Origin of the sequence: Pseudomonas sp. B3G-3 (assembly GCF_028640915.1) — a bacterium.
Lineage (GTDB): Bacteria > Pseudomonadota > Gammaproteobacteria > Pseudomonadales > Pseudomonadaceae > Aquipseudomonas > Aquipseudomonas chlororaphis_I.
Window position 1 is genome coordinate 45768 of the sequence record NZ_JAQZAB010000107.1, and the last position, 23456, is coordinate 69223.

Consider the following 23456-nt stretch of genomic DNA (forward strand, 5'->3'; position numbering starts at 1 on the left):
GGAGCCCCACCCCCAGCATTCAAGCCTTGTGGAAACTCAAGCCCGGAATTGCCCCAGGCTGGCCTTCAATTGTGCCGCCAGGCCATCCAGCACCTTGCCGCTGGCCGTGGTTTCCACCACCGCCTGAGCCGCACGCTCGGCCTGGGCATGGATGGTTTCGACCCGGCTGCGCACCGCTTGCGCACCCTGGGCCTGATGGGCCGCCGCCTGGGTCGCCAGGCCAATTGCCGCGTGCACCTGCTCCACCGACGACTGCACCGACTGCTGCAACCGCGCGCTGTCGCGCAGCACCAGCAAACCTTCGCTGGCCTGCCTTCCGGCTTGGCCGATCGCCGCCACCGCCTCGCGCGCGCCCTGCTGCAGCGCTCCAATGTGCGCCTGGATATCCCCGGTAGAGCTTTGCGTCTTGCTCGCCAGCGCCCTGACCTCGTCGGCCACCACAGCAAAGCCGCGCCCGGTTTCCCCGGCCCGCGCCGCCTCGATGGCCGCATTCAAGGCCAGCAGATTGGTTTGTTCGGCGATGCCATGAATCACCGTCAACACCACCTCGATCTGCTCGCTCTGCTGCGCCAGGCGCTCGATGACCTTGGAGCCCGTGTCGACCTGCCCCGCCAGCGCCTCGATCAGGCTGCCCACCTGGGCCGAGGTCCGAGTGTTTTCGTCGGTTGCCTGGCGAATCTCCACCACTTGCTGCAAGGCCGCCTGCATCGCCTGGCTTTCCGCCTGGGCTTCATCAGCCATCTGCGACAGCGCCCGCAAACTCTCTGCCACCTCGTCGCGCTGAGCCTCGGCCGCAGCATCAGCCCCGGCATTACGCAGGCTCATCGCACCGATTTCGACACCGGTGCGCTGCGCCACATCGCCCGCCTCGCGCACGATTGGCTGCAACTTGTCGACAAAGCGGTTGACCGCCGACGCCATGTCGCCGATCTCGTCATTGCTGCTGAGCTGGACCCGCTTGGTCAGGTCGCCCTCACCGGCCGCCAGATCGTTCAGCGCAGCGATCAGCAGATGCAGCTTGCTGACCACCCGCCGCCCCAGCACCACCGCCAGCAATAGCAAGACCCCGCAGCCGACCAGCGCCAGGCCCATGCCGATGCGCCAACGCAGAGTGGCCGCCGCGTCCTGCACGGTACCGGCGGTGTTGGCCTGCATGTCCGAAGCGGTGGTCTGCGCCGACTGCAGGCGCGCGCCCATGGCCGCCGAACTGTCCGCCGAAGCGCCCTTGAGACTATCGCCCACCAACTGATCGCTGCTGGCGATCAAGGCTGCGAAGCGCTTGTCCAGCGCCACCACGTCCGCCTCGACCGACGCCGTGGAAACCCCCATCAGCACCTTGCCGATTTCCACACCGTTAGGGCTGATGGAGGCCTCCAGGTAATAGACCGACGGATCGTTCTTGGCCGCATCCAGCACCTTGTCCAGGGCACGGTCGCCCTTGCCCTTTTCCAGCAGCGCCTTGTTGATCGGGTTTTCCCGGTTCAGGTAACGGGTCAGGTGCTCGCCATTGGCGTCGTCGTACACCACGAACAGCACGTTGGGATTGCGCTGGGCGCGCCGAGCGAACTCGGAAAGGGTCGGGACGTCGCTGTCCCACATGGCCCGCGGCGCCACCGAAGCGAGCAACTGGGCCATATCGTTGGCCGAATCCTTGAGATCCTTCTCCAGCGTCGCCCGCAATTGCGCCTGCTCTTCCTCCAGGCGCGAGGACAGCCCGGCGGTCAATCGTTGCCGAGTACTGCTGGAAAGGCTTTCCAGGCTCGAGGTGACTTCGCGAGCCGCCTGCTCCAACTCGCCGGAGAGCTTCTGGCTGTCGACGCCCAGACGAGCGGCCAGATCAGCCTCCAGCGCCGTCACCGTGCTCCGGGTCAGGGCAACGGCAACCAGCACCTGCACCAAAAGGGCGATACCAAGAGTAACGAACACAGGCCGCAACAAACGGCTTTGTAACAGTGAGAGAACGGCCGACACAGGAAATCCCTCTACTTCAACGCCATCAAATTGATGGCACTCTGGAAGGAGAAATCACAGCAAGGGTCGTGCCGCATGGCAGACAGAAACGACAAAGGCCCCGGGAGAGGGGCCTTTGCTTTTTACATCAACGACTTATCAAGCAAACGGGTGACGCAGAACGATGGTCTCGTTGCGGTCCGGGCCTGTCGAAATAATGTCGATCGGCGCGCCGACCAGCTCTTCGATACGCTTGATGTAGGCACGGGCAGCGGCCGGCAGCTCTTCCAGGGTCTTGGCACCCAGGGTCGACTCGCTCCAGCCTGGCATCTGCTCGTACACCGGCTCCAGGCCGATGTAGCTGTCGGCGTCGGTTGGCGCGTCGATGACTGCACCATCCTGGTTCTTGTAGCCCACGCAGATGTTGATGGTTTCCAGGCCGTCCAGCACGTCCAGCTTGGTCAGGCACAGGCCCGAGATGCTGTTGACGTCGATGGCGCGACGCAGGATGACGGCGTCGAACCAGCCGCAACGGCGGGCACGGCCGGTGGTTGCACCGAACTCATGGCCACGCTTGGCCAGGAAAGCGCCGACGTCGTCGAACAGTTCGGTCGGGAACGGACCCGAACCCACGCGAGTGGTGTAAGCCTTGGTGATACCGAGGATGTAGTCCAGGTACATCGGGCCCACACCCGAGCCAGTGGCGATGCCGCCGGCAGTGGTGTTGGAGCTGGTGACGTACGGATAGGTACCGTGGTCGATGTCCAGCAGCGAGCCCTGGGCGCCTTCGAACATGATGTCCTTGCCCGCGCGACGCAGCTGGTGCAGCTCGGCGGTCACGTCCAGCATCATCGGCTTGAGCAGTTCGGCGTATTCCATGCACTCGTCGAGCGTCTTCTGGAAGTCGATGGCCGGCTCTTTGTAGTAATTGACCAGTACGAAGTTGTGGTAGTCCAGCAACTCGCCCAGCTTCGCGGCGAAACGCTCGCGGTGGAACAGGTCGCCGATACGCAGGCCGCGACGAGCGACCTTGTCTTCGTAAGCCGGGCCGATGCCGCGACCGGTGGTACCGATCTTCTGCTCGCCACGGGCTTTTTCACGCGCCTGGTCCAGCGCTACGTGGTAGGACAGGATCAACGGGCAGGATGGGCTGATACGCAGGCGCTCGCGCACCGGTACGCCTTTCTCTTCCAGCTTGACGATCTCACGCAGCAAGGCGTCCGGCGCAACTACCACACCGTTGCCGATCAGGCACTGAACGCCTTCGCGCAGCACACCCGAAGGGATCAGGTGCAAGACGGTTTTTTCGCCATCGATCACCAGGGTGTGGCCAGCGTTGTGGCCACCTTGGTAGCGCACTACGGCGGCAGCATGTTCGGTCAGCAGATCAACGATCTTGCCTTTGCCCTCATCACCCCACTGGGTGCCCAGGACTACGACATTCTTACCCATAACACTTGTCCTCATTCGCGCAAACTTGGTGCCGGCAACGGCCGGCGGGAAAACTCAAGAAGCCAGCGGCAATACTTGCCAAAGCCCGTTCTGCTGAATCAATTGCCGGTCGCAGTCCGCTTCACGGGCGGCGGCCAATGGTTGTCCAGGCAAGGCCTGAACCACGCGCTGACCCTCACTGCGCAACTGGCAAACCTGCTGCCAGAGGGCTGCATCCGTACTGTCCGGCATCCAGATACCGCCAGACGGTAGCTCGATCTCAGCACGCCCCAGGGTCACCAGGGTTTTCAAATCGGTAGAGAAGCCGGTTGCCGGGCGGGCACGACCGAAGTCGGCGCCGATGTCGTCGTAACGACCGCCCTGGGCAATGGACTGGCCAACGCCCGGCACGAACACCGCGAACACCACACCGGTGTGGTAGTGGTAACCGCGCAGCTCGCCCAGGTCGAAGTACAGCGGTAATTCAGGGAAACGCACGGAAAGACGCTCGGCAATCGCCAGCAGGTCGTCCAGGGCCGCCAGCACCGGCGCCGGTGCATTGGCCAGGCGCTCGCGGGCCGCAGCCAGCACTTCACGGCCGCCGCACAGGTCGACCAGCGCTCGCAGCATGCCGGACAGATCGGCCGGCAGGCCTTCGGTCAAGGTAATGACCTCGTCGATGGCCTTGCGTTGCAGGGCATCGAACAGTTGCTGTTCCACTTCGCCGGAGAGGCCGGCCGCACGGGCCAGGCCACGGTAGATACCGACATGCCCCAGGTCCATGTGCACATCCGGCACATCGGCCAGTTGCAGCATCGCCAGCATCAGGCTGATGACTTCCACGTCGCTGCTCGGGCTCGCATCGCCGTACAACTCGGCGCCCAGCTGGATCGGGCTGCGCGAGGACGACAAGGCACGCGGCTGCGCATGCAGCACGCTACCGGCATAGCACAGGCGGCTCGGGCCTTCGCGACGCAGGGTATGCGCATCGATTCGGGCCACCTGCGGCGTAATGTCGGCGCGGAAACCCATCTGCCGACCCGATTGCGGGTCGATGACCTTGAAGGTACGCAGGTCGAGGTCCTGGCCCGCGCCGGTCAGCAAGGATTCCAGGTACTCGATATGAGGGGTCACGACGAACTCGTAACCCCAGCTCTGGAACAGATCCAACACCTGACGACGCGCAACTTCAATGCGCGCCGCCTCAGGTGGCAGTACTTCTTCGATGCCATCTGGCAGCAGCCAGCGGTCTACCGTTGCCATTACGCCATTCCCCTGTGATCCAGGCGGCCAGCCTATGGGCGGGCCTTGAGTGAAGCAGAAAATGATCGGCTCATGCGCAAACCACGCGCATGGGCGACGGGGCGAAAAGCCTGAAACCGGCTTCGCCACTCACTTTCCTCGAAAAAACCTGTCGAGTCGTTCAACTCGCCGTCTTGCACCAACAACCACAATCAAACGTGCAGACGCAAAAAAGCCGGGAATTTCCCGGCTGCCGCATCATACACTCGTTTTCCCAAAGGATCACCCCGCCAGACACTTTAGCCGCCGGGCGGGGCGATTCAGGTCAACGTCGCATCAAGGCTTGGCCTTTTCCAGGTAACGGAAAAAGTCGCTGCTTGGATCCAGGACCATGACGTCGGATTTGTTCGCGAAGCTTTCACGATAGGCACGCAGGCTACGGTAGAAACCGTAGAACTCCTGGTCCTGACCGTAGGCCTTGGAGTAGATGGCTGCGGCCTTGGCGTCGCCGTCACCGCGAATCTCTTCCGACTCACGATAGGCTTCGGCCAGCAGTACGCGGCGCTGACGATCGGCGTCGGCACGAATACCTTCCGCCAGCTCGTTACCCTTGGCGCGGTGCTCGCGAGCTTCACGCTCACGCTCGGTGCTCATGCGCTCGAAGACGCTGCGGTTCACTTCCTTCGGCAAGTCGATGGTCTTGACCCGGACATCGACCACTTCGATGCCCAGCTCTTTCTCGGCCATCTTGTTGAGCGAAGCCGTGATATCCGCCATCAGCGCATCACGTTCACCGGACACCACTTCGTGCAGGGTGCGCTTACCGAACTGGTCACGCAGGCCCGACTCCAGACGACGGGAAAGACGCTCGTCGGCGATCTGCTTGAGGCCGGAAGTCGCGGTGTAGAAACGCTCCGCATCCTTCACGCGCCATTTGGCATAGGCATCGACCATCACGGCTTTCTTTTCCAGCGTCAGGAAACGCTGGGTCGGTGCATCCAGGGTCATCAGGCGGGCGTCGAACTTACGCACCTGGTTCACATAGGGCACTTTCACATGCAGACCCGGCTGAACGTCAGCCTGGACCACACGACCGAACTGCAGCAACACCGCGCGCTCAGTCTGAGCGACGATGTAGAAGCAGTTCCAGGCAGCGATCGCCACGACGACGCCGACAATAAGGGCGATCAGCGATTTATTGCTCATCAGCGACTCTCCCTGGTACGCGCTTGCTGTTGCTGCAGGTCAGCTGCCGCACGCGCATTCGCTTCGTTGCTGCTGGCTGCTGCGCCAGTCACCGGAGCACTGGTGCTGCGGCCACTCTCGACCATTTTGTCCAGCGGCAGGTACAGCAGATTGCTCTGGCCGTTCTTGTTGCCGGTCACGAGAACCTTGCTGGTATTGCTAAAGACTTCCTGCATGGTGTCCAGGTACAGACGCTCACGGGTAACTTCAGGCGCCTTGCGGTACTCGGCCACCAGCTTGGTGAAGCGATCGGCCTCACCCTTGGCGCGGGAGACCACTTCATCGCGATAACCGTTGGCATCCTCGATGATGCGCTGGGCCTGACCACGGGCTTCCGGCACGACGCCGTTGGCATAGGTTTCAGCCTGGTTGCGCGAACGCTGCTCGTCTTCACGGGCACGGATCACGTCATCGAAGGCTTCCTGCACTTCACGCGGTGCCGCTGCGCTCTGTACGTTCACCTGGGTAACGGTGATACCGGTGCGATAGGTGTCGAGGAAACGTTGCAGACGCTCCTTGATCTCGCTGGCCATCAATTCACGGCCTTCGGTCAGCACCTGGTCCATCGCGGTGGAACCCACTACGTGGCGCAGGGCACTGTCGGTGGCGTGCTGCAGGCTGATTTCCGGCTGATCGACGTTCAGCACGAAGTCCTGCAGGTTGCTGATCTTGTACTGCACGGTCAGCGGCACTTCGACGATGTTTTCGTCTTCAGTCAGCATTTGACCCTGCTTGGTATAGGCACGCTCACGCGTGACGTTTTCCATGTACTTGCGATCGATCGGCGGGAAGTAGATGTTCAGGCCCGGGCCGACGGTCTCGTAGTACTTGCCGAAGCGCAGCACCACGGCCTGCTCCTGCTCGTCCACGACATACACCGCGCTGTACAGCCACACGGCCGCCAGCACGACCAGACCGATACCGAGCAGGCCGAGACCGCCGCCCTTACCGGAACTGCCACCGTCGTCACCACGTTTCTTACCACCACCGAACAACCCATTCAGGCTTTCCTGCAGCTTGCGGAAGGCCTCGTCGAGATCCGGTGGCCCCTTGCGGTCGCCATTGTTGCGGCGCTTACCACCCCAAGGATCCTGATTATTCGAGTTGCCACCCGGCTCATTCCAAGCCATAGCGCTCTCCATCTGATAAAGCAAAGACGCACCCACGGCGCGCCGACCAATGCTACAGAATGCCTGCTACAGCGGCACAACCGCTTTCTCAGGCTTTTATTGCAAAGTGTGTTGCTCGATGAACTCCAGCGGTTGCATGCCTTCGCGGCTTACCAGTCGATTCAGCTCGACTCGCGGCAAGCGGACAGCCAGCAGGCTGACACCTTCCTCGTCGTGATCTTCTTTCTGCACTGCGCCCAACTCGAAGAACTGCGCTCGCAGTCGAGCAAAACGCTGCGGCAAGCGCAAGGTGCCTACAAACAAATCCTCGCCCAGCAGCTCGGCAATGGCCTGCTTGAGCAAGTCCAGCCCCTGCCCCTCACGAGCCGACAACCAGACCCGCTGCGGCTTGCCGTCGGCATCGCGCTGGATCTGCGGATCTACCCCCTCGAGCAAATCGAGTTTGTTATAGACCTCCAGTATCGGCAAGTCCTGGGCTCCGATCTCGCCGAGCACCACCATGACCTGCTCGATCTGGGCCATGCGCTCGGGCTCATGGGCATCGATTACATGCAACAGCAGGTCGGAGTTGCTCGACTCTTCGAGCGTAGCCCGAAACGCCTCGACCAGTTTGTGCGGCAGGTGACGAATGAACCCCACAGTGTCGGCCAGCACGACCGGACCCAGATCGTCCAGCTCGAGCCGGCGCAAGGTCGGGTCGAGGGTAGCGAACAGTTGGTTGGCCGCGAATACATCGGACTCGGTCACGGAGTTGAACAAGGTGGATTTGCCGGCGTTGGTGTAGCCCACCAACGATACCGAAGGAATATCGGCACGCTTGCGCCCACGACGGGCCTGCTCGCGCTGACTGCGGACCTTCTCCAGCCGGGCCTTGATCTGTCGCAGGCGAACCCGCAGAAGACGCCGGTCAGTCTCGAGCTGGGTTTCACCCGGACCACGCAGGCCGATACCGCCTTTCTGCCGCTCAAGGTGAGTCCAGCCACGAACCAGACGCGTACTCATATATTCAAGCTGGGCCAGTTCTACCTGGAGCTTGCCTTCGTGAGTGCGGGCACGTTGGGCGAAAATATCGAGAATCAGACCCGTGCGGTCAATCACGCGACACTCGAAAGCACGTTCGAGGTTACGTTCCTGACTGGGTGTGAGGATGTGATTGAAAATCACCAGGTCGACCTGTTCGGCTTTGACCAGGTCGCGTAATTCTTCGACCTTGCCGCTGCCAACCAGGTACTTGGCGGTTGGCCGATGACGCGGCACGTTAACAAACGCGACGGTCTCGGCGCCGGCCGATATTGCCAACTCCTGAAACTCCTGCGGATCTTCGCGCGCCTCAGGGTCCTGACCATCCAAGTGAACGAGAATTGCACGCTCACCACCACCGTGGCGCTCAAAGAACAAAGGAGACTCCTATCAGGCGTTACCTGGCTCAGCGTCACCCTGTTCGGATTCGGATGCGCTAGGCAGGCGAATTGGACGAACCGGTACCACTGTCGAGATAGCGTGCTTGTAAACCATTTGGCTGACGGTGTTCTTCAGCAGGATGACGAACTGGTCGAAAGACTCGATCGTACCTTGCAGCTTGATCCCGTTGACCAGATAGATGGAAACCCCAACTTTCTCTTTACGTAAAGTATTCAAGTAAGGGTCTTGTAGCGAATGCCCTTTTGACATGTGCCGCACTCCTTTAAGGATCAATAATAAAAAATCAGAAAACAGATGGCTAAAACCGCCCCACCCCCAAGGATAGACGGCAATTGCAAGGACTCAGCTCAATATGGAGACCGTTCCCAGGTATTTCAAGGCGCGTGGCAGATTGTCGCAATCAAGGCTGTCCAGCCAGTGTAAATCAGCCCAGCTACGCAACCAGGTGAACTGGCGCTTCGCCAATTGGCGCGTGGCAATGATGCCGCGTTCCTGCATCTCGGCGAATGTCAGCTTGCCATCCAGATGATCCCAGACCTGTCGGTAGCCTACAGCACGTATAGACGGCAACCCGGCATGCAGGTCACTTCTAGAACGCAGAGCTACGACCTCGTCGACGAATCCCTGTTCCAACATAATTGTGAATCTTTGTGCAATGCGCTCATGCAGTACCTGACGGTTTGCCGGGGCAATGGCCAAGTTCGCGACAGTATAGGGCAATTGTCCCCGTCCCGAAGCGGCTGCTTCAGTACTTTGCGCAGATTGTCGCAGTCTGTGGGCGGTCATGCTCAGGCCACTGACCCGATAGACTTCCAGCGCCCGGGTCAGGCGCTGGGGATCATTGGGGTGAATCCGCGCCGCCGACTCGGGGTCGATGGCCGCCAATTGGTCGTGCAGGGCCTGCCAGCCAAGGCGTGCCGCTTCTTCTTCCAGCTCGGCGCGGACCTGTGGGTCGGCCGGCGGCATGTCCGCCAAGCCTTCAAGCAAAGCCTTGTAATAGAGCATCGTGCCGCCCACCAGCAGCGGAATCTTGCCGCGCGCGGTGATATCGGCCATGGCCGCCAGCGCATCGGTACGGAAATCCGCCGCCGAATAACTCTCGGCAGGGTCGAGAATGTCGATCAGGCGGTGCGGAAATTCGGCCAGGATTTCCTTGGACGGCTTGGCGGTGCCTATGTCCATGCCACGGTAGACCAGCGCCGAATCGACGCTGATCAGCTCGCAAGGCAAAACCTTGGTGAGTTCGATGGCCAGGTCAGTCTTGCCAGCGGCAGTCGGGCCCATCAGGAAGATCGCTGGGGGAAGCTGGCTCATCAACGACCGCGCAAGAAGAGTTTGTCCAGATCGTCCAGGCCCAACTGGGTCCAGGTCGGTCGGCCATGGTTGCATTGACCGCTGCGCTCGGTGTTTTCCATGTCGCGCAACAAGCCGTTCATTTCCGGCAGGGCCAGGCGGCGATTGGCCCGGATCGCCCCGTGGCAGGCCATGGTGCCCAGCAACTCGTTGAGGTGCGCCTGGATACGGTCGCTGGTGCCGTACTCCATCAGGTCGGCCAGGACGTCATGCACCAGGCGGTTGGCTTCCGCCTGCTTGAGCAGGGCCGGAATCTGCCGGATCGCCAGCGACTCAGGGCCCAGGCGCTGCAACTCGAATCCCAGGCGCTGGAACCAGCTGACGTGCTCCTCGGCACAGTCGGCTTCGCGCTGGCTGACCGCGATCGACTCAGGCACCAGCAGCGGCTGGCCGCTCAGGCCTTCGCTGGCCATCGCCACCTTCAGGCGCTCATACATGATCCGCTCGTGGGCCGCGTGCATGTCCACCAGCACCAGGCCCTGGGCGTTTTCCGCGAGGATATAGATGCCTTTGAGCTGCGCCAGCGCATAGCCCAGCGGCGGGATATCGCCCTGAGCGTCCGGCAGGGTCGCGGCCCCGGACTCAGGCAAGGGCGCAAAGAACTCGCGATAGGCGCTTTGCGCCTCGGCCGCCGGCAGCACTGGCTGCGGACGCGGCGTGTACTGGTACTGATAACCCGCGCCCGAACCGGCCCCTGGCGGATTGAAGGCCGGTTGGGCCTGCGGCTGTTCCAGCGTCATGTTTGCCGCCAGGCGCATTTCGCCCTGGGGGCCGAACTCGCCGGCCTCGATCCCGCTCGGCCGCACGATGCCGGCGACCGCTGCCGGCGCCGCCAGATGGTCTTCCGGCCGGACATCGCCGAGGGCGCGGTGCAGGGTGCCGTACAGGAAGTCGTGGACCATGCGCCCGTCACGGAAGCGCACTTCGTGTTTGGTCGGGTGCACGTTGACGTCGACCACCGCCGGGTCGACTTCGAAGAACAGCACAAAGGTCGGGTGCCGACCGTTGAACAGTACATCGCGGTAAGCCTGGCGCACCGCATGGGCCACCAGCTTGTCGCGCACCGCGCGACCATTGACGTAGAAATACTGCAGATCCGCCTGGCTGCGGGAAAAAGTCGGCAAGCCTACCCAGCCCCACAGATGCAGGCCGTTACGCTCAACCTCGATCGGCAGCGCCTGCTCGAGAAAGCCCGAACCGCACACCGCTGCCACCCGCCGCGCGCGCGCCACGTCATCGTTGGCTTCATGCAGGCTGAGGACGCTTTTACCGTTGTGACGCAGGTGAAACGCGACATCGAAACGCGCCAGCGCCAGGCGCTTGATCACTTCCTGCAGGTGATCGAACTCGGTTTTCTCGGCTTTGAGAAACTTGCGCCGAGCCGGGGTGTTGAAGAACAAGTCGCGGACTTCCACCGAGGTACCGACCGGGTGGGCCGCCGGCTGCACGCGCGGCGCCATGTCGCGGCCTTCGGTTTCCACCTGCCAGGCCTGATCGGCCTCGCGGGTGCGGGAAGTCAGGGTCAAGCGGGCGACCGAGCTGATGGATGCCAGCGCCTCACCCCGAAAGCCCAGGCTCATGACCTGTTCCAGATCCTCGAGGTTGCGGATCTTGCTGGTGGCGTGGCGCGCCAGGGCCAGCGGCAGATCATCCGCGGAGATGCCGCTGCCGTCGTCGCGCACCCGCAGCAGTTTGACGCCCGCCTGCTCGACGTCCACATCGATGCGCTTGGCGCCGGAGTCCAGGCTGTTCTCCAGCAACTCCTTGATCACCGATGCCGGACGCTCGACCACCTCACCGGCGGCAATCTGGTTCGCCAGTCGCGGGCTGAGCAGCTCGATGCGGGCGCTGCTGATGACTGCGTCATTCATTCCTTGGCCGCCAGTTCTGTACCCGGGATGGTGAGGGTCTGACCGATTTTCAGCTCATCGCTGCTCAGGTTGTTGGCGCTGCGCAGGGTGGCGGCGGAAACCTGATAACGCACGGCGATCATCGCCAGGGTTTCGCCCGGGCTCACGCGGTGGTCGCGAGGCCCCTGGGCAATCTTCCCGGAATCACGCAGCCAGGCGATGTAGGTGCCCGGCGGCGGGTTCTGCTGGAAGAACTGCCGCACGCCGCTGCTGATGGAACGCGCCAGTGCTTGCTGGTGGCTGACGGTGGCCAGCTTGGAGGCTTCGTTGGCGTTGGAGATAAAGCCGGTTTCCACCAGGATCGACGGAATGTCCGGAGACTTGAGCACCATGAACCCGGCCTGCTCGACGCGCTGCTTGTGCAGCGGGGTGACCCGGCCGATGTTGCTGAGCACTTTCTGGCCGACGTTCAGGCTGGAAGTCAGCGAGGCCGTCATGGACAGATCCAGCAATACGCCAGCAAGCATCCGGTCCTTGTCATCGAGGCTGACGTTGCCGGCCCCGCCGATCAGGTCGGAACGGTTTTCGCTGTCCGCCAGCCAACGGGCTGTCTCGGACGTGGCGCCGCGGTCGGAGAGCGCGAACACCGAGGCCCCGAAGGCCGCGCGGGACGGTGCCGCGTCGGCGTGGATCGAGACGAACAGGTCGGCGCCTTTCTTGCGGGCGATCTCGGTACGACCGCGCAACGGAATGAAGTAGTCGCCGGTACGGGTCAGCTCGGCGCGGAAGCCCTTGAGGCCATTGATCTGGCGCTGCAGCTCGCGGGCGATGGCCAGTACCACGTCTTTCTCATGCTGGCCGCGAGAGCCGGAAGCACCCGGGTCCTCGCCACCGTGACCGGCATCGATGACCACGACGATATCGCGTTTGCCGGCCGGGGCCGGTGGCAGCTTGATCTCAGGCTTGGTCGGCGTTACCGGGACCGCCGGCACGGTCGCGACATTCGGTGCCGGTGGCGGCGTCGGCGCGGCGTCCGCCGGGTTATCGAACAGGTCGACCACCAGGCGATTGCCGTATTGGGCATTGGGCGTCAGGGTAAAACTCTTGGGGGTGACGGCCTTTTTCAGATCGACGACCACCCGCAAGTCGGTGGGGGTGCGCTGGGCCGAACGCATGGCGGTAATCGGCGTATTCGCCGTGGAGACATTCAGCGGCCCGCCGAGGGTCGCACCGTTGATATCGATCACCAGACGATCAGGGGCCGTCAGGGTGAAGACGCTGTGCTGGACCGGACCGGACAGGTCAAATACCAGTCGAGTGTTATCCGGTGCCCGCCACAGGCGAACGCTGCGGACCTGTGTAGCGGCCAGAGCGTCGACGGCCAATGCCGTAAGCAACAGTCCTACGACAGCAACCAACGCGCGAATGCGCATACCTAACCCCATCAATTATTTGAATTCCAACGCCAAAGCGGCACACCAGGCCTCGCCACGCGAGCCTTGCGACAACAAATGCAGGGAACGCCCGCTGTTATGCGGGCTAATGGTAATGGTCAGGTCCGGCTTTGGCAAAAAGCCCGCACCACGCTGGGGCCACTCGATCAGACACAGTGCATCACCCTCCAGGTAATCGCGGATGCCGAGAAACTCCAGCTCCTCAGGATCGACCAGGCGATAAAGATCGAAGTGGAAGGCCCGCACATCGCCGATCTCGTAGGGCTCAACCAGGGTAAAGGTCGGGCTTTTCACCGCACCGGCATGTCCCAGGCCACGGATGAGGCCCCGGGACAGCGTGGTTTTCCCCGCCCCCAGATCGCCTTCCAGAAAGATCACACCCACCCCTTGAGTGACCTGCGCCAGGCGCGCGCCAAAGGCGATCATGGCGTCTTCGTCTGCCAGATACAGGGTTATTTCAGACACGGTGATTGCTCCTCCAGCAACTGACGAATGACCGGAATCAGATCGCTGGCCGCCAGCCCCCGGCCCAATTTACCTTGATGCTCGCCCGCGACGGCATGCAGCCAGACCGCCAGGCAAGCGCTATCGAACGCCGACATCCCCTGGGCCAGCAGCGCCCCGACCAGGCCAGCCAACACATCCCCCAGCCCCGCCGTGGCCATGGCCGGATGCCCGCGGTCGCAGCGACCCAAGCGGCCATCAGGGCTGGCGACCAGACTTCCGGCGCCCTTCAGGATGGCCACAGCTGTGTATTTTTTGCTCAGCGCTTGAGCGGCGGCCAGACGATCCGCCTGCACCTGCGCAGTGGAAATCCCCAGCAGCCGCGCGGCTTCCCCCGGATGCGGGGTGATCACGCTGCCCGACGGCAAGGTCAAACCGCCTTTGGCCAGCAGATTGAGCGCATCGGCGTCCCAGACCTGGGGCCGTGGCGCATTGGCGGCGGCAGATAAAAGGCTGCACCCCCAGGCCGCCTGCCCCAGACCAGGGCCCGCCACGATGATCGAGGCCTGCTCCAGCAAGCCCATCAACTGGTTGGCCGAGTCTGTGCCCAGGGCCATGACCTCCGGAACCCGCGCCAGAGCGGCCGCAACGTGCTCGCTGCGCGTCGCCAGAGACACCATCCCGGCACCGCCGCGCAAGGCGCTCTCGGCGCAGAGCAGCGCCGCACCGCCAAAACCGCGATCGCCACCGATCAGCAACAGGTGCCCGAACTGGCCTTTATGGGCGCTTGGCGCACGGGCAGCCAGCCGCGGCAATGTGCCGGGCGTCAGCAGCTGAATGTCGGGTAAAGGGTGTTTTGTCTGCGGCATGCGTCTTCGGGCTCCGATGTCTGGCAGAATTATACGCACCTCAGCCCCGGTTTCTCTCGCCTCATGCCTGCCATTACCACCGATCTGCCCGCCCTCGCCCAATCGATCAAGGATTGGGGCCGCGAGCTGGGCTTTCAGCAAGTCGGCATCAGCGGCCTGGACCTGGCCGAGCATGAACAGCACCTGGAGCGCTGGCTCGAGGCGGGCTACCACGGCGAAATGGACTACATGGGCGCCCACGGCAGCAAACGCTCCCACCCGGACGAACTGGTGCCCGGCACCCTGCGCGTGGTGTCCCTGCGCATGGATTACCTGCCCGGCGACACCCAGATGGCGCAGCGCCTGGCCCAACCGGAAAAAGCCTACGTCTCGCGCTACGCCCTGGGCCGCGACTATCACAAGCTGATCCGCAAGCGCGTGCAGCAACTGGCCGAGCGCATCCAGAAGGAAATCGGCCCGTTCGGCTATCGCGCCTTCGTCGACAGCGCCCCGGTGCTGGAAAAAGCCATCGCCGAACAGGCCGGGCTCGGCTGGATCGGCAAGAACACCCTGGTACTCAACCGCAAGGCCGGCAGCTACTTCTTCCTCAGCGAACTGTTCGTCGACCTGCCATTGCCGGTGGACGAGCCCCACGCCACCGAGCACTGCGGCCGCTGCACCGCGTGCCTGGACATCTGCCCGACCAAGGCCTTCGTCGGCCCTTATATACTGGACGCCCGGCGCTGCATTTCGTACCTGACCATCGAACTTAAAAACGCCATTCCCGAAGACCTGCGCCCGCTGATCGGCAATCGGGTGTTCGGCTGCGACGACTGCCAGATCGTCTGCCCGTGGAACCGCTTCGCCCGCCCTTCCGGCGAAGGCGACTTCAAGCCACGCCACAACCTCGACAATGCCGAGCTGGCCGAGCTGTTCATGTGGGACGAGGACAAGTTCCTCAGCAGCACCGAAGGCTCGCCGCTACGCCGCGCCGGCTACGAACGCTGGCTGCGCAACCTGGCGGTAGGGCTGGGCAACGCGCCGTCGAGCATTCCGGTGCTGGAAGCCCTCAAGGCCCGTCGGGACTACCCGTCAGAGCTGGTGCGCGAACACGTGGAATGGGCGCTGAAGCAACACGCCAGCCGTCACTGCTCATCGTTGTAGACGAACTTGGGCATTTCCCAGTGAAAACGGATCGCCAGCAGGCGCAGTAGGAAACCGCCGAACAGGGTGATGAGGATCGACTGCTCGCCGGGCAATTGCAGGTAGATGCAGAGCATGTAGCACCAGGCCGCGGCGAACGAGACGCTGGCATACAGCTCGCGACGGAAGATCAGCGGAATATCGTTGCAGAAGATATCCCGCAGGATGCCGCCGAATACCCCGGTAATCACCCCGCTGACCGATGCCACCACCATGCCGTGGCCCATTTCCAGCGCGGTCATGCAACCGATCAGGGTGAACGCCACCAGCCCCACGGCGTCGAGCACCAGAAACAGCGAGCGCAGGTGGCGCATCAAGGGCGCGATAAAGATGGTCACCAGGGCCGCGACCGAGGTCAGCACCAGGTATTCCGGATGTTTGACCCAGGTCAGCGGGTAATGCCCCAGCAGCACGTCACGCACCGAACCGCCGCCCAGGGCCGTGACGCAAGCGATCAACACCACCCCGAACCAGTCCATGCCGCGACGGCCGGCAGACAAGGCGCCAGTCATGGCTTCGGCGGTAATGGCAATCAGGTAAAGCATCAGCAGCATGATGGCGGTCCTTACAGGAAGGCGCGCAGTCTACTCAGTTGCTGCTGGCACCAAAAGGGGGCGCCGGCTGGAATTGCTGGAGACCCCGGCGCGAGCTATCGCGGGCAAGCCTTATGCAAACCTGTAGGAGCGAGGCTTGCCCGCGATGACATCAGAACCAGCGCCACCGAATCATCAGAGCTTGATGAAGTGCTTGCGGTAATGCTGCAGCTCGGCGATCGACTCGCGGATGTCATCCAGCGCCAGGTGGGTGCTGCCTTTCTTGAAGCTGTCGCGCACATCCGGCGCCCAGCGGGCCGCCAGCTCCTTGAGGGTGGAAACGTCAAGGTTGCGGTAGTGGAAGTAGCTTTCCAGCGCCTTCATATGGCGATACAGAAAACGCCGGTCCTGGCAGATGCTATTGCCACAGATCGGCGACTTGCCCTTGGGCACCCACTGCTCCAGGAAGGCGATGGTCTGCGCTTCCGCTTCAGCCATGCTGATGCGGCTTTCACGCACGCGCTGGGTCAGCCCAGAGCCGCCGTGCTGGCGGGTGTTCCACTCATCCATGCCGGCGAGAATTTCATCGCTATGGTGGATGGCGATGACCGGACCTTCAGCCAAGGTATTGAGATTGCTATCGGTGACGATGGTCGCCATCTCGATGATGACGTCGGTATCAGGGTTCAGACCGGTCATTTCCAGGTCGATCCAGATCAGATTCTGCGGGTTTTGCATGTGTGGGCTCCTCGGCGTAGCTGCGCAGTTTAGCCTAGAGGGACCTGCTGGCGTGCTAAACTCGCGGCCGTTTTATCTAACCGCCGCATTCTCGACACGGAACACCAATGGCCAAACGCCAGCTCAATCGTCGCCAAAACTGGCGCATCGAAAAGATTCAAGGCGAACGCGCCGCCCGCGCCGCCAAACGTGAATCCTCTGCCGTGGAAGCACTGGAAGGCGGCGACCTCGGCCCCGAACAGACCGGCCTGGTGATCGCCCACTTCGGTGTGCAGGTCGAGGTCGAGGCGCGCGAGGGCGAACTGGCCGGCCAGGTGTTCCGCTGCCACTTGCGCGCCAACCTGCCGGCGTTGGTGACCGGCGATCAGGTGGTCTGGCGCCCGGGCAACCAGGGCATCGGCGTAATCGTCGCGCAACTGCCGCGCCACACCGAACTCTGCCGTCCGGATAGCCGCGGCCAGCTCAAGCCGGTCGCCGCCAACGTCGACATGATCGTGATCGTCTTTGCCCCGCTGCCCGAGCCCCATGCCAACCTGATCGACCGTTACCTGGTAGCGGCCGAACATGCCGGCATCCGCCCGCTGCTGCTGCTCAACAAGTTCGACCTGATCGACGAGCAGAACGCCCCTGCCCTGAACGCCCTGCTGGCGGTCTATCGGCAACTGGGCTATCCAGTGCTGGAAGTCTCGGCCCACCACGGCAATGGCATGGAACAGCTGCAAGCGCAGCTGGACGGGCGGATCAGCGTGTTCGTCGGCCAGTCTGGCGTGGGCAAGTCGTCGCTGGTGAACAGCCTGCTACCGGATGTCGAAACCCGTGTCGGGCCTTTGTCGGAGCTGTCCGGCCAGGGCACCCACACCACCACCACCGCGCGCCTGTTCCACTTCCCGGGCGGCGGCGAACTGATCGACTCCCCGGGGATTCGCGAATTCGGCCTGGGCCACGTCAGCCGCGCCGATGTCGAAGCGGGTTTCATCGAGTTCAACGACCTGCTGGGCACCTGCCGCTTCCGTGACTGCAAGCATGACCGCGAACCGGGCTGCGCCCTGCTCAAGGCCCTGGAAGACGGGCGGATCCAGCAGCAACGGATGAACAGCTACCGCTCGATCATCGCCAGCCTGCCGGATAGCAGCTATTAATAAGTAGCCCCACGCAGAAACAAAAAAGGCCGCGATGATCGCGGCCTTTTTTATCGAGCACTCTTTAACAGAGCCTGCTTTTACCCATCACCGCGCAGCTGGAGGCGTAGCTGCGGGCGCAGCCGCGCCCTCGGTCTTCGGTGCAGCGTCGTCGAAGATATTCAGGCGCTCGCGCAGCTCATGAGCCGGCAAAGGCTCCTGCTCCGGCGGCAAGGCGTTCGGGTCGACCGGCACTTCGCCCGGGGCGCCCTGGCCCTGGGTTGGAGCCGGAGCCTCGGGAGCGACTTCACCTTCGATCGCGCGCTGGGCCTTCTTGGTCAGCACCACGATGTCGATACGCCGATTGATCGGGTTGAACGGGTCCTTGCGATCGAACAGCGACGACGAGGCATAACCCACCACGCGAGCCACCTGACCGTCCGGATAGCTGCCCGCCACCAGCGCCCGACGCGCGGCGTTGGCACGGTTGGCCGAAAGCTCCCAGTTACCGAAATCTCCGGTGCCCGCGTAAGGCTTGGCATCGGTGTGACCGCTGATGCTGATCTTGTTCGGCACCGCCTTGATGGTGTCGGCCATGGCCAGCAGGATGTCCTCGAAGTACGGCTTCAGGCGTGCACTGCCGGAGTCGAACATCGGCCGGTTTTCCGAATCGATGATCTGGATACGCAGGCCGTCCGGAGTGATCTCGAACAGGATCTGGTCCTTGAACTTCTGCAATTGCGGGTTTTCTTCGACCTTGTTCTGCAACTCCTGCAGCAACAGCTCCAGACGCTCTCTTTCCACCTGCTCGGCCATGCTCTCGACCTGATCGGTATCGACCGTAACCTTGTCCGGCTGCGGCTGCGACTTGATCTCGGGGTTGAGCGTGTTTTCCGGCGCCAGCTCGGGAGAACCGCCCAGGTCGATGATGTAGGGCGTGCCGCTTTCCGAGAAGCCGATCGGGTCCTTGAAGTAACCGGCGATGGCGATCTTCTGTTCCGGGGTGGCGGTGGATAACAGCCACAGCACCAGGAAGAACGCCATCATCGCCGTGGCGAAGTCGGCGAAGGCGATCTTCCACGCCCCGCCGTGATGTCCGCCGGCAAAGCGCTTGACGCGCTTGATGATAATCGGCTGATTGTTTTCCATGGCTTAGCGACCGCGAACCGCTTGTTCCAGCTCGGCGAAGCTCGGACGGTGCGCCGGGTACAGCACCTTGCGCCCGAACTCCACGGCCAGCGATGGCGGCATGCCGGAAGCCGAGGCCACCAGGGAGGCCTTGATGGCTTCGTAGACGTTCAGCTCTTCCTTGGCGTCGTGCGCCAGGGAATGAGCCAGCGGGCCGAAGAAGCCGTAGGCCGCGAGAATACCGAAGAAGGTACCGACCAGCGCCGCACCTACGTGCAGGCCGATGGACTTCTGGTCGCCATCACCCAGGGACGCCATGGTCACCACGATACCCAGTACCGCCGCGACGATACCGAAACCCGGCATGCCGTCGGCGATGCCGTTGACCGCATGGGACGGATGCTCGAGGTCTTCCTTGAGGCTGAACAGCTCCATGTCGAACAGGCCTTCCAGCTCGTGGGGAGCCATGTTGCCGGAGGACATGATGCGCAGGTAGTCACAGATGAACGCGGTCATGCGCTCGTCTTTGAGCACGGATGGGTACTTGGCGAAAATCGGGCTGGCGGCGGCATCTTCGATATCGCCCTCGATCGCCATCATGCCTTCGCGGCGGCTCTTGTTGAGGATCTCGTAGATCAGCCCCAGCACTTCCAGGTAGAAGGTCTGGGAAAAGCGCGAACCAAACATCCCCAAGGACTTCTTGAGCACGTGCATGGTCATGTAGCCGGGGTTCGCCTGCAGGAACGCCCCCAGCGCGGCGCCACCGATAATCAGCACCTCGAAAGGCTGGATCAGGGCGGCAATCTTGCCGTGAGAAAGCACGTATCCGCCGAGCACGCTCGCGAACACGACGATGATGCCGATAATTTTAGCCATAGGTAGGAAGGTACTTACTGAGTCGGGTTCAAGGTCATATTCGGAAGTTCTTAAAACTCTTCTTCTACTTATCGGCAAAACTGCGCCAGACTATAGGCCGTTAAGGCGAAAAGCCAGTTTGGCCCGCTCTGGGCGTGTTTACAGCAGACGATGATTGCGCCCAGCCATGTCTAATGAAACGACAGTCCCAACTACCGCCCCCCACTCCCTCGAATCCTGGATAAAGCTGCTTGACGCGGTCCGTTTGCCGGTGCCGCAAGCCAGCCACGACCGGGTCTGCAAAGCCATCAGGGACAATCGCAGCTCGTTGCGCGACATTGCCGACCTGATGCAGGACAGCCCCGCGCTGGCCTTGAGCGTGATTCGCGAAGCCAATCGCCACACCCACGGCAGCATGGGCGAGCCGGCCGAGAACCTCGAGGTTGCCCTCAACCGCCTGGGCCTCGCGCGTACCGAAGAATTGCTCGCCCGCCTGCCTGCCCAGCCCGAACAGGAGATCCCGGTCGGACTGCGCCAGTTGCAACTGATCAGCCAGCACGCGACCCAACAGGCCAACGGTTTTTTCGCCGGGCGCCTGGCCAGGCTCTGGCAGGACATTCACTGGGGCAGCCTGCTGTTTCTCTCGCCGCTGTGGCCCTTGGCGCTGACCTATCCAAAACTGCTCGAAGAGTGGGAGTTGCGGGTCGTCCACAAGGCCGAACCGGCCCAGGAGGTCGAGCAGCAACTGTTCGGTGTCGGCCTGCTTCAGCTGGGCCAGGCCCTGGTGGAGATCTGGCACTTGCCGATCTGGGTACAGCAAGGCTACCGCCTGTTGATCGACGAGCAGGAGCAATTGGTCAAGGCCCTGCATATCGCCCGGGACAACGCCCACCCGCTGCACCAGCAACAATGCCTGGATGCCGATCCGGCCCTGCAGCGCTGGCTGAACCAACCGGCCAACAGTGTGTTGCTGGCCAACGCCCTGGCCCTCTCGGCGCAAGAGTCCTGGACCAGCCCGCACTGCATGCGCTGGCAATACCTGACCAGCCTGTATCTGCAGATGCCGATGGACGAGCTGCAACAACAGCTGCACCAGCAAGCCGCGCAGAGTGCCCGGCATCACCGCATGCCCGACCTGTGGCATCCAGCCGAGGCGCTGCTCTGGCCTTGGGAGGCCCGGCGCGTGCATCGCGGCGAGCTTCCAGTGCCCGCACCAACCGCCGAAGACCTGGCCAAGTGGCGCAAGCAGTGCAGCGAATTGCTGGTGGAACCCAGCCGTTTCAGCAATGCCATGCACCTGACCACCTTTGCCCGCGATGCCCTGGTGGCATGCGGTATGCGCCGGGTGATGCTGCTGATGGTCGACCGCACCCGGACCCAGTTGCGGGTGCATCAGATCGCCGGGCTGCCCGCGCAAGCCTCGAGCCTGATGCTGACGATCAGCCAGAGCAGCGTATTGCAGCGGCTGCTGGACGCCCCGGCGCAAGTGCGCCTGACGCCGACCAACAACGCCCAGTTCTCCGCCCGCCTGCCCGCCAGCCTGCGCACGCTGTTTCGTGGCGAGCATCTGCTGATGCGCTCGGTGCCCAGCAATGGCCGGGTGATCATGCTGATCGTCGCCGACCAGGGCGGCCAGCCCTTCTCGGAAATCTCCGTACAGGCGTTCGGCAAGACCGCCCAATGCATCGAAAAGGCCCTGCACAGCTTTACCAACCGCAGCCGCTGACGCTTGCGCTACAATCCTCCCCTTTGTGCCCTGGAGACCTCACATGCCTGACTTCTCTGGCTTGCCGCTGGTGATCGAGCCGAGCGACCTGCTCCCTCGCCTGGACGCCCGCGAACTGATCCTGGTGGACCTGACCAGCGCCGCCCGCTATGCCGCGGGCCACATCCCCGGCGCGCGCTTCGTCGACCCTAAACGCACCCAGCTCGGTCAGGCACCGGCGCCCGGGCTGATGCCACCACAGGCGGCCCTGGAAGCCCTGTTCGGCGAACTGGGGCATAACCCGGATGCTGTCTACGTGGTCTACGACGACGAAGGCGGCGGCTGGGCCGGGCGCTTCATCTGGTTGCTGGATGTCATCGGCCACTCCCGTTACCACTACCTGGACGGCGGGCTATTGGCCTGGCTGGCGGACGGCCTGCCGGTCTCGAGCGAAGTCCCGGCAGCCGTTGGCGGCCCTGTCGCCCTGACCCTGCACGACGAGCCGACCGCCACCCGTGAATACCTGCAAAGCCGGCTTGGCGCGGCCGACCTGGCGATCTGGGATGCTCGCGGCCCGCTGGAGTACTCGGGGGAGAAAGTCCTCGCCGCCAAGGGTGGGCACATTCCCGGCGCGATCAACTTCGAGTGGACGGCGGGCATGGACCAGGCGCGCAACCTGCGGATCCGCAGCGACATGCCGCAGATCCTCGAACAGCTCGGCATCAGCAAAGACAAAGAAGTGATTACCCACTGCCAGACTCACCACCGCTCTGGCTTCACCTACCTGGTGGCCAAGGCGCTCGGTTATCCGCGGGTCAAAGGCTATGCCGGTTCCTGGGGCGAATGGGGCAACCACCCTGACACGCCCGTAGAGATTTAAGGTTTAAGGACAGTTAATGAAAAAGCGTTTGTTTATCCTCAGCCAGTACCTGCTGCCTCACCACCTGCTGTCGCGCCTGGCCGGCTGCATCGCCGAGTGCCGCGTGCGCTGGTTCAAGAATGCCTTCACCGCCTGGTTCGCCAAGCGTTATCAGGTGGACATGTCGCAAGCACTGGTGGAAGACCTGACCGCCTACGAGCACTTCAACGCCTTCTTCACCCGCGCCCTGAAAGACGGCGCCCGCCCGCTGGACCAGACTCCGGGCGCGATCCTCAGCCCGGCTGACGGCGCGGTCAGCCAACTCGGCCCGATCGAACACGGCCGGGTATTCCAGGCCAAGGGCCACAGCTTCAGCGTGCTGGAACTGCTGGGTGGCGATTCGGCCCTGGCGGCTCCGTTCATGGGCGGCGACTTCGCCACCATCTACCTGTCGCCGAAGGACTACCATCGCGTGCACATGCCGCTGGCCGGCACCCTGCGGGAAATGGTCTACGTGCCAGGGCGGATCTTCTCGGTCAACCAGACCACCGCGGAAAACGTGCCAGAGCTGTTCGCCCGCAACGAGCGCGTGGTGTGCGTTTTCGATACCGAGCGCGGCCCGATGGCCGTGGTATTGGTGGGCGCGATGATCGTAGCCTCGATCGAAACCGTCTGGGCCGGCCTGGTGACTCCGCCGAAGCGCGAACTGAAGACCGTACGCTACGACGAAGCCGCCCGCGCACCGATCCACCTGGAAAAAGGCGCCGAATTGGGCCGCTTCAAGCTGGGCTCCACCGCGATCGTGCTGTTCGGGCCGGAGCAAGTGCAGTGGGCCGAAGAACTGGCGGCCGGCTCGCCAGTACAGGTGGGCCAAGGCATGGGCCTACCCAAGGCCTGAGCTTTGGGCATAAAAAGCTGGACATAAAAAACGCCGCAGATCGCGGCGTT

The 23456-nt window shown here is 63.0% G+C and carries 21 protein-coding genes; 5 read left to right on the forward strand and 16 right to left on the reverse strand.

Annotated elements, in window-relative coordinates; genetic code table 11:
* Nucleotides 1-36: 36 nt before the first annotated feature.
* The 12 genes from PVZ80_RS16035 to PVZ80_RS16090 form a co-directional block, all read right to left on the reverse strand.
* Nucleotides 37-1971, reverse strand: a complete 1935-nt coding sequence (locus PVZ80_RS16035) for a methyl-accepting chemotaxis protein (protein WP_009046693.1) — start codon at nt 1969-1971, stop codon at nt 37-39.
* Nucleotides 1972-2109: 138 nt separating this feature from the next.
* Nucleotides 2110-3402 (reverse strand): adenylosuccinate synthase, encoded by a 1293-nt coding sequence (locus PVZ80_RS16040; RefSeq protein WP_009041907.1) that lies wholly within the window; start codon nt 3400-3402, stop codon nt 2110-2112.
* A gap of 54 nt (nt 3403-3456) precedes the next feature.
* A complete protein-coding gene (locus PVZ80_RS16045) occupies nt 3457-4644 on the reverse strand; it encodes an ATP phosphoribosyltransferase regulatory subunit (RefSeq protein WP_009046692.1) in 1188 nt (395 codons plus the stop codon).
* 315 nt (nt 4645-4959) lie between these two features.
* Nucleotides 4960-5829, reverse strand: a complete 870-nt coding sequence (hflC, locus tag PVZ80_RS16050) for a protease modulator HflC (protein WP_009046691.1) — start codon at nt 5827-5829, stop codon at nt 4960-4962.
* Nucleotides 5829-6998, reverse strand: a complete 1170-nt coding sequence (gene hflK / locus PVZ80_RS16055; RefSeq protein ID WP_009046690.1) for an FtsH protease activity modulator HflK — start codon at nt 6996-6998, stop codon at nt 5829-5831. The genes hflC and hflK overlap by 1 nt, the downstream gene beginning before the upstream one ends.
* 96 nt (nt 6999-7094) lie before the next feature.
* Nucleotides 7095-8396: a ribosome rescue GTPase HflX gene (hflX, locus tag PVZ80_RS16060; protein WP_007921372.1), complete on the reverse strand. Its 1302-nt coding sequence runs from the start codon at nt 8394-8396 to the stop codon at nt 7095-7097.
* 12 nt (nt 8397-8408) lie between these two features.
* Nucleotides 8409-8669, reverse strand: a complete 261-nt coding sequence (hfq, locus tag PVZ80_RS16065) for an RNA chaperone Hfq (RefSeq protein ID WP_007921378.1) — start codon at nt 8667-8669, stop codon at nt 8409-8411.
* A gap of 93 nt (nt 8670-8762) precedes the next feature.
* Nucleotides 8763-9734, reverse strand: a complete 972-nt coding sequence (miaA, locus tag PVZ80_RS16070) for a tRNA (adenosine(37)-N6)-dimethylallyltransferase MiaA (RefSeq protein WP_009046689.1) — start codon at nt 9732-9734, stop codon at nt 8763-8765.
* Nucleotides 9734-11644, reverse strand: a complete 1911-nt coding sequence (gene mutL, locus PVZ80_RS16075) for a DNA mismatch repair endonuclease MutL (protein ID WP_009046688.1) — start codon at nt 11642-11644, stop codon at nt 9734-9736. Before mutL ends, miaA begins: the two co-directional genes overlap by 1 nt.
* On the reverse strand, nt 11641-13068 hold the full coding sequence (locus PVZ80_RS16080; RefSeq protein WP_196762704.1) for an N-acetylmuramoyl-L-alanine amidase: 1428 nt from the start codon (nt 13066-13068) through the stop codon (nt 11641-11643). Before PVZ80_RS16080 ends, mutL begins: the two co-directional genes overlap by 4 nt.
* Before the next feature lie 3 nt (nt 13069-13071).
* A complete protein-coding gene (gene tsaE, locus PVZ80_RS16085) occupies nt 13072-13542 on the reverse strand; it encodes a tRNA (adenosine(37)-N6)-threonylcarbamoyltransferase complex ATPase subunit type 1 TsaE (protein WP_009041903.1) in 471 nt (156 codons plus the stop codon).
* Nucleotides 13530-14390 carry an NAD(P)H-hydrate dehydratase gene (locus PVZ80_RS16090; protein WP_273864198.1) on the reverse strand — a complete coding sequence of 287 codons (861 nt, stop codon included), beginning with the start codon at nt 14388-14390 and terminating at the stop codon, nt 13530-13532. Before PVZ80_RS16090 ends, tsaE begins: the two co-directional genes overlap by 13 nt.
* Nucleotides 14391-14453: 63 nt before the next feature.
* Here PVZ80_RS16090 and queG point away from each other — a divergent pair, with 63 nt between their 5' ends.
* The gene (gene queG, locus PVZ80_RS16095; protein ID WP_016704510.1) at nt 14454-15533 is read left to right on the forward strand and encodes a tRNA epoxyqueuosine(34) reductase QueG; all 1080 of its coding nucleotides are present in this window, start codon (nt 14454-14456) and stop codon (nt 15531-15533) included.
* On the opposite strand, the gene PVZ80_RS16100 is transcribed toward queG, so the two are convergent.
* On the reverse strand, nt 15515-16129 hold the full coding sequence (locus PVZ80_RS16100; RefSeq protein WP_169915460.1) for a trimeric intracellular cation channel family protein: 615 nt from the start codon (nt 16127-16129) through the stop codon (nt 15515-15517). The genes queG and PVZ80_RS16100 overlap by 19 nt on opposite strands.
* A 171-nt stretch (nt 16130-16300) precedes the next feature.
* Nucleotides 16301-16843, reverse strand: coding sequence for an oligoribonuclease (gene orn, locus PVZ80_RS16105; protein WP_273829319.1), 543 nt, complete (start codon nt 16841-16843; stop codon nt 16301-16303).
* A gap of 107 nt (nt 16844-16950) precedes the next feature.
* On the opposite strand from orn, the gene rsgA reads away from it, so the two are divergent.
* The gene (gene rsgA, locus PVZ80_RS16110; protein ID WP_009046685.1) at nt 16951-17982 is read left to right on the forward strand and encodes a small ribosomal subunit biogenesis GTPase RsgA; all 1032 of its coding nucleotides are present in this window, start codon (nt 16951-16953) and stop codon (nt 17980-17982) included.
* Between the two features lie 87 nt (nt 17983-18069).
* Here the strand turns inward: rsgA and motB are convergent, their stop codons facing one another.
* Entirely contained in the window at nt 18070-19110 is a 1041-nt protein-coding gene (gene motB, locus PVZ80_RS16115) for a flagellar motor protein MotB (protein WP_009046684.1), read from the reverse strand.
* A 3-nt stretch (nt 19111-19113) separates the two neighbouring features.
* Complete coding sequence (gene motA, locus PVZ80_RS16120) at nt 19114-19965, reverse strand: flagellar motor stator protein MotA (protein WP_007921402.1); 852 nt, start codon at nt 19963-19965, stop codon at nt 19114-19116.
* Nucleotides 19966-20131: 166 nt separating this feature from the next.
* On the opposite strand from motA, the gene PVZ80_RS16125 reads away from it, so the two are divergent.
* From PVZ80_RS16125 to asd, 3 genes are read left to right on the forward strand one after another with little or no spacing between them, the layout of a single operon-like run.
* Nucleotides 20132-21670: an HDOD domain-containing protein gene (locus tag PVZ80_RS16125; protein WP_273864199.1), complete on the forward strand. Its 1539-nt coding sequence runs from the start codon at nt 20132-20134 to the stop codon at nt 21668-21670.
* 43 nt (nt 21671-21713) lie between these two features.
* Nucleotides 21714-22529, forward strand: a complete 816-nt coding sequence (gene rhdA, locus PVZ80_RS16130) for a thiosulfate sulfurtransferase (protein WP_038582587.1) — start codon at nt 21714-21716, stop codon at nt 22527-22529.
* A gap of 16 nt (nt 22530-22545) precedes the next feature.
* Nucleotides 22546-23406 (forward strand): archaetidylserine decarboxylase, encoded by an 861-nt coding sequence (gene asd / locus PVZ80_RS16135; RefSeq protein WP_016704504.1) that lies wholly within the window; start codon nt 22546-22548, stop codon nt 23404-23406.
* Nucleotides 23407-23456 lie beyond the last annotated feature (50 nt).

Coding starts and splice junctions, on each gene's coding strand:
- PVZ80_RS16090 (WP_273864198.1), bottom strand. CDS start 14,390: ATGCCGCAGACAAAACACCCTTTACCCGACATTCAGCTGCTGACGCCC.
- miaA (WP_009046689.1), bottom strand. CDS start 9,734: ATGAGCCAGCTTCCCCCAGCGATCTTCCTGATGGGCCCGACTGCCGCT.
- rhdA (WP_038582587.1), top strand. CDS start 21,714: ATGCCTGACTTCTCTGGCTTGCCGCTGGTGATCGAGCCGAGCGACCTG.
- PVZ80_RS16045 (WP_009046692.1), bottom strand. CDS start 4,644: ATGGCAACGGTAGACCGCTGGCTGCTGCCAGATGGCATCGAAGAAGTA.
- motA (WP_007921402.1), bottom strand. CDS start 19,965: ATGGCTAAAATTATCGGCATCATCGTCGTGTTCGCGAGCGTGCTCGGC.
- hflC (WP_009046691.1), bottom strand. CDS start 5,829: ATGAGCAATAAATCGCTGATCGCCCTTATTGTCGGCGTCGTCGTGGCG.
- queG (WP_016704510.1), top strand. CDS start 14,454: ATGCCTGCCATTACCACCGATCTGCCCGCCCTCGCCCAATCGATCAAG.
- orn (WP_273829319.1), bottom strand. CDS start 16,843: ATGCAAAACCCGCAGAATCTGATCTGGATCGACCTGGAAATGACCGGT.
- hflK (WP_009046690.1), bottom strand. CDS start 6,998: ATGGCTTGGAATGAGCCGGGTGGCAACTCGAATAATCAGGATCCTTGG.
- PVZ80_RS16080 (WP_196762704.1), bottom strand. CDS start 13,068: ATGGGGTTAGGTATGCGCATTCGCGCGTTGGTTGCTGTCGTAGGACTG.
- PVZ80_RS16125 (WP_273864199.1), top strand. CDS start 20,132: ATGTCTAATGAAACGACAGTCCCAACTACCGCCCCCCACTCCCTCGAA.
- hfq (WP_007921378.1), bottom strand. CDS start 8,669: ATGTCAAAAGGGCATTCGCTACAAGACCCTTACTTGAATACTTTACGT.
- mutL (WP_009046688.1), bottom strand. CDS start 11,644: ATGAATGACGCAGTCATCAGCAGCGCCCGCATCGAGCTGCTCAGCCCG.
- rsgA (WP_009046685.1), top strand. CDS start 16,951: ATGGCCAAACGCCAGCTCAATCGTCGCCAAAACTGGCGCATCGAAAAG.
- asd (WP_016704504.1), top strand. CDS start 22,546: ATGAAAAAGCGTTTGTTTATCCTCAGCCAGTACCTGCTGCCTCACCAC.
- PVZ80_RS16040 (WP_009041907.1), bottom strand. CDS start 3,402: ATGGGTAAGAATGTCGTAGTCCTGGGCACCCAGTGGGGTGATGAGGGC.
- motB (WP_009046684.1), bottom strand. CDS start 19,110: ATGGAAAACAATCAGCCGATTATCATCAAGCGCGTCAAGCGCTTTGCC.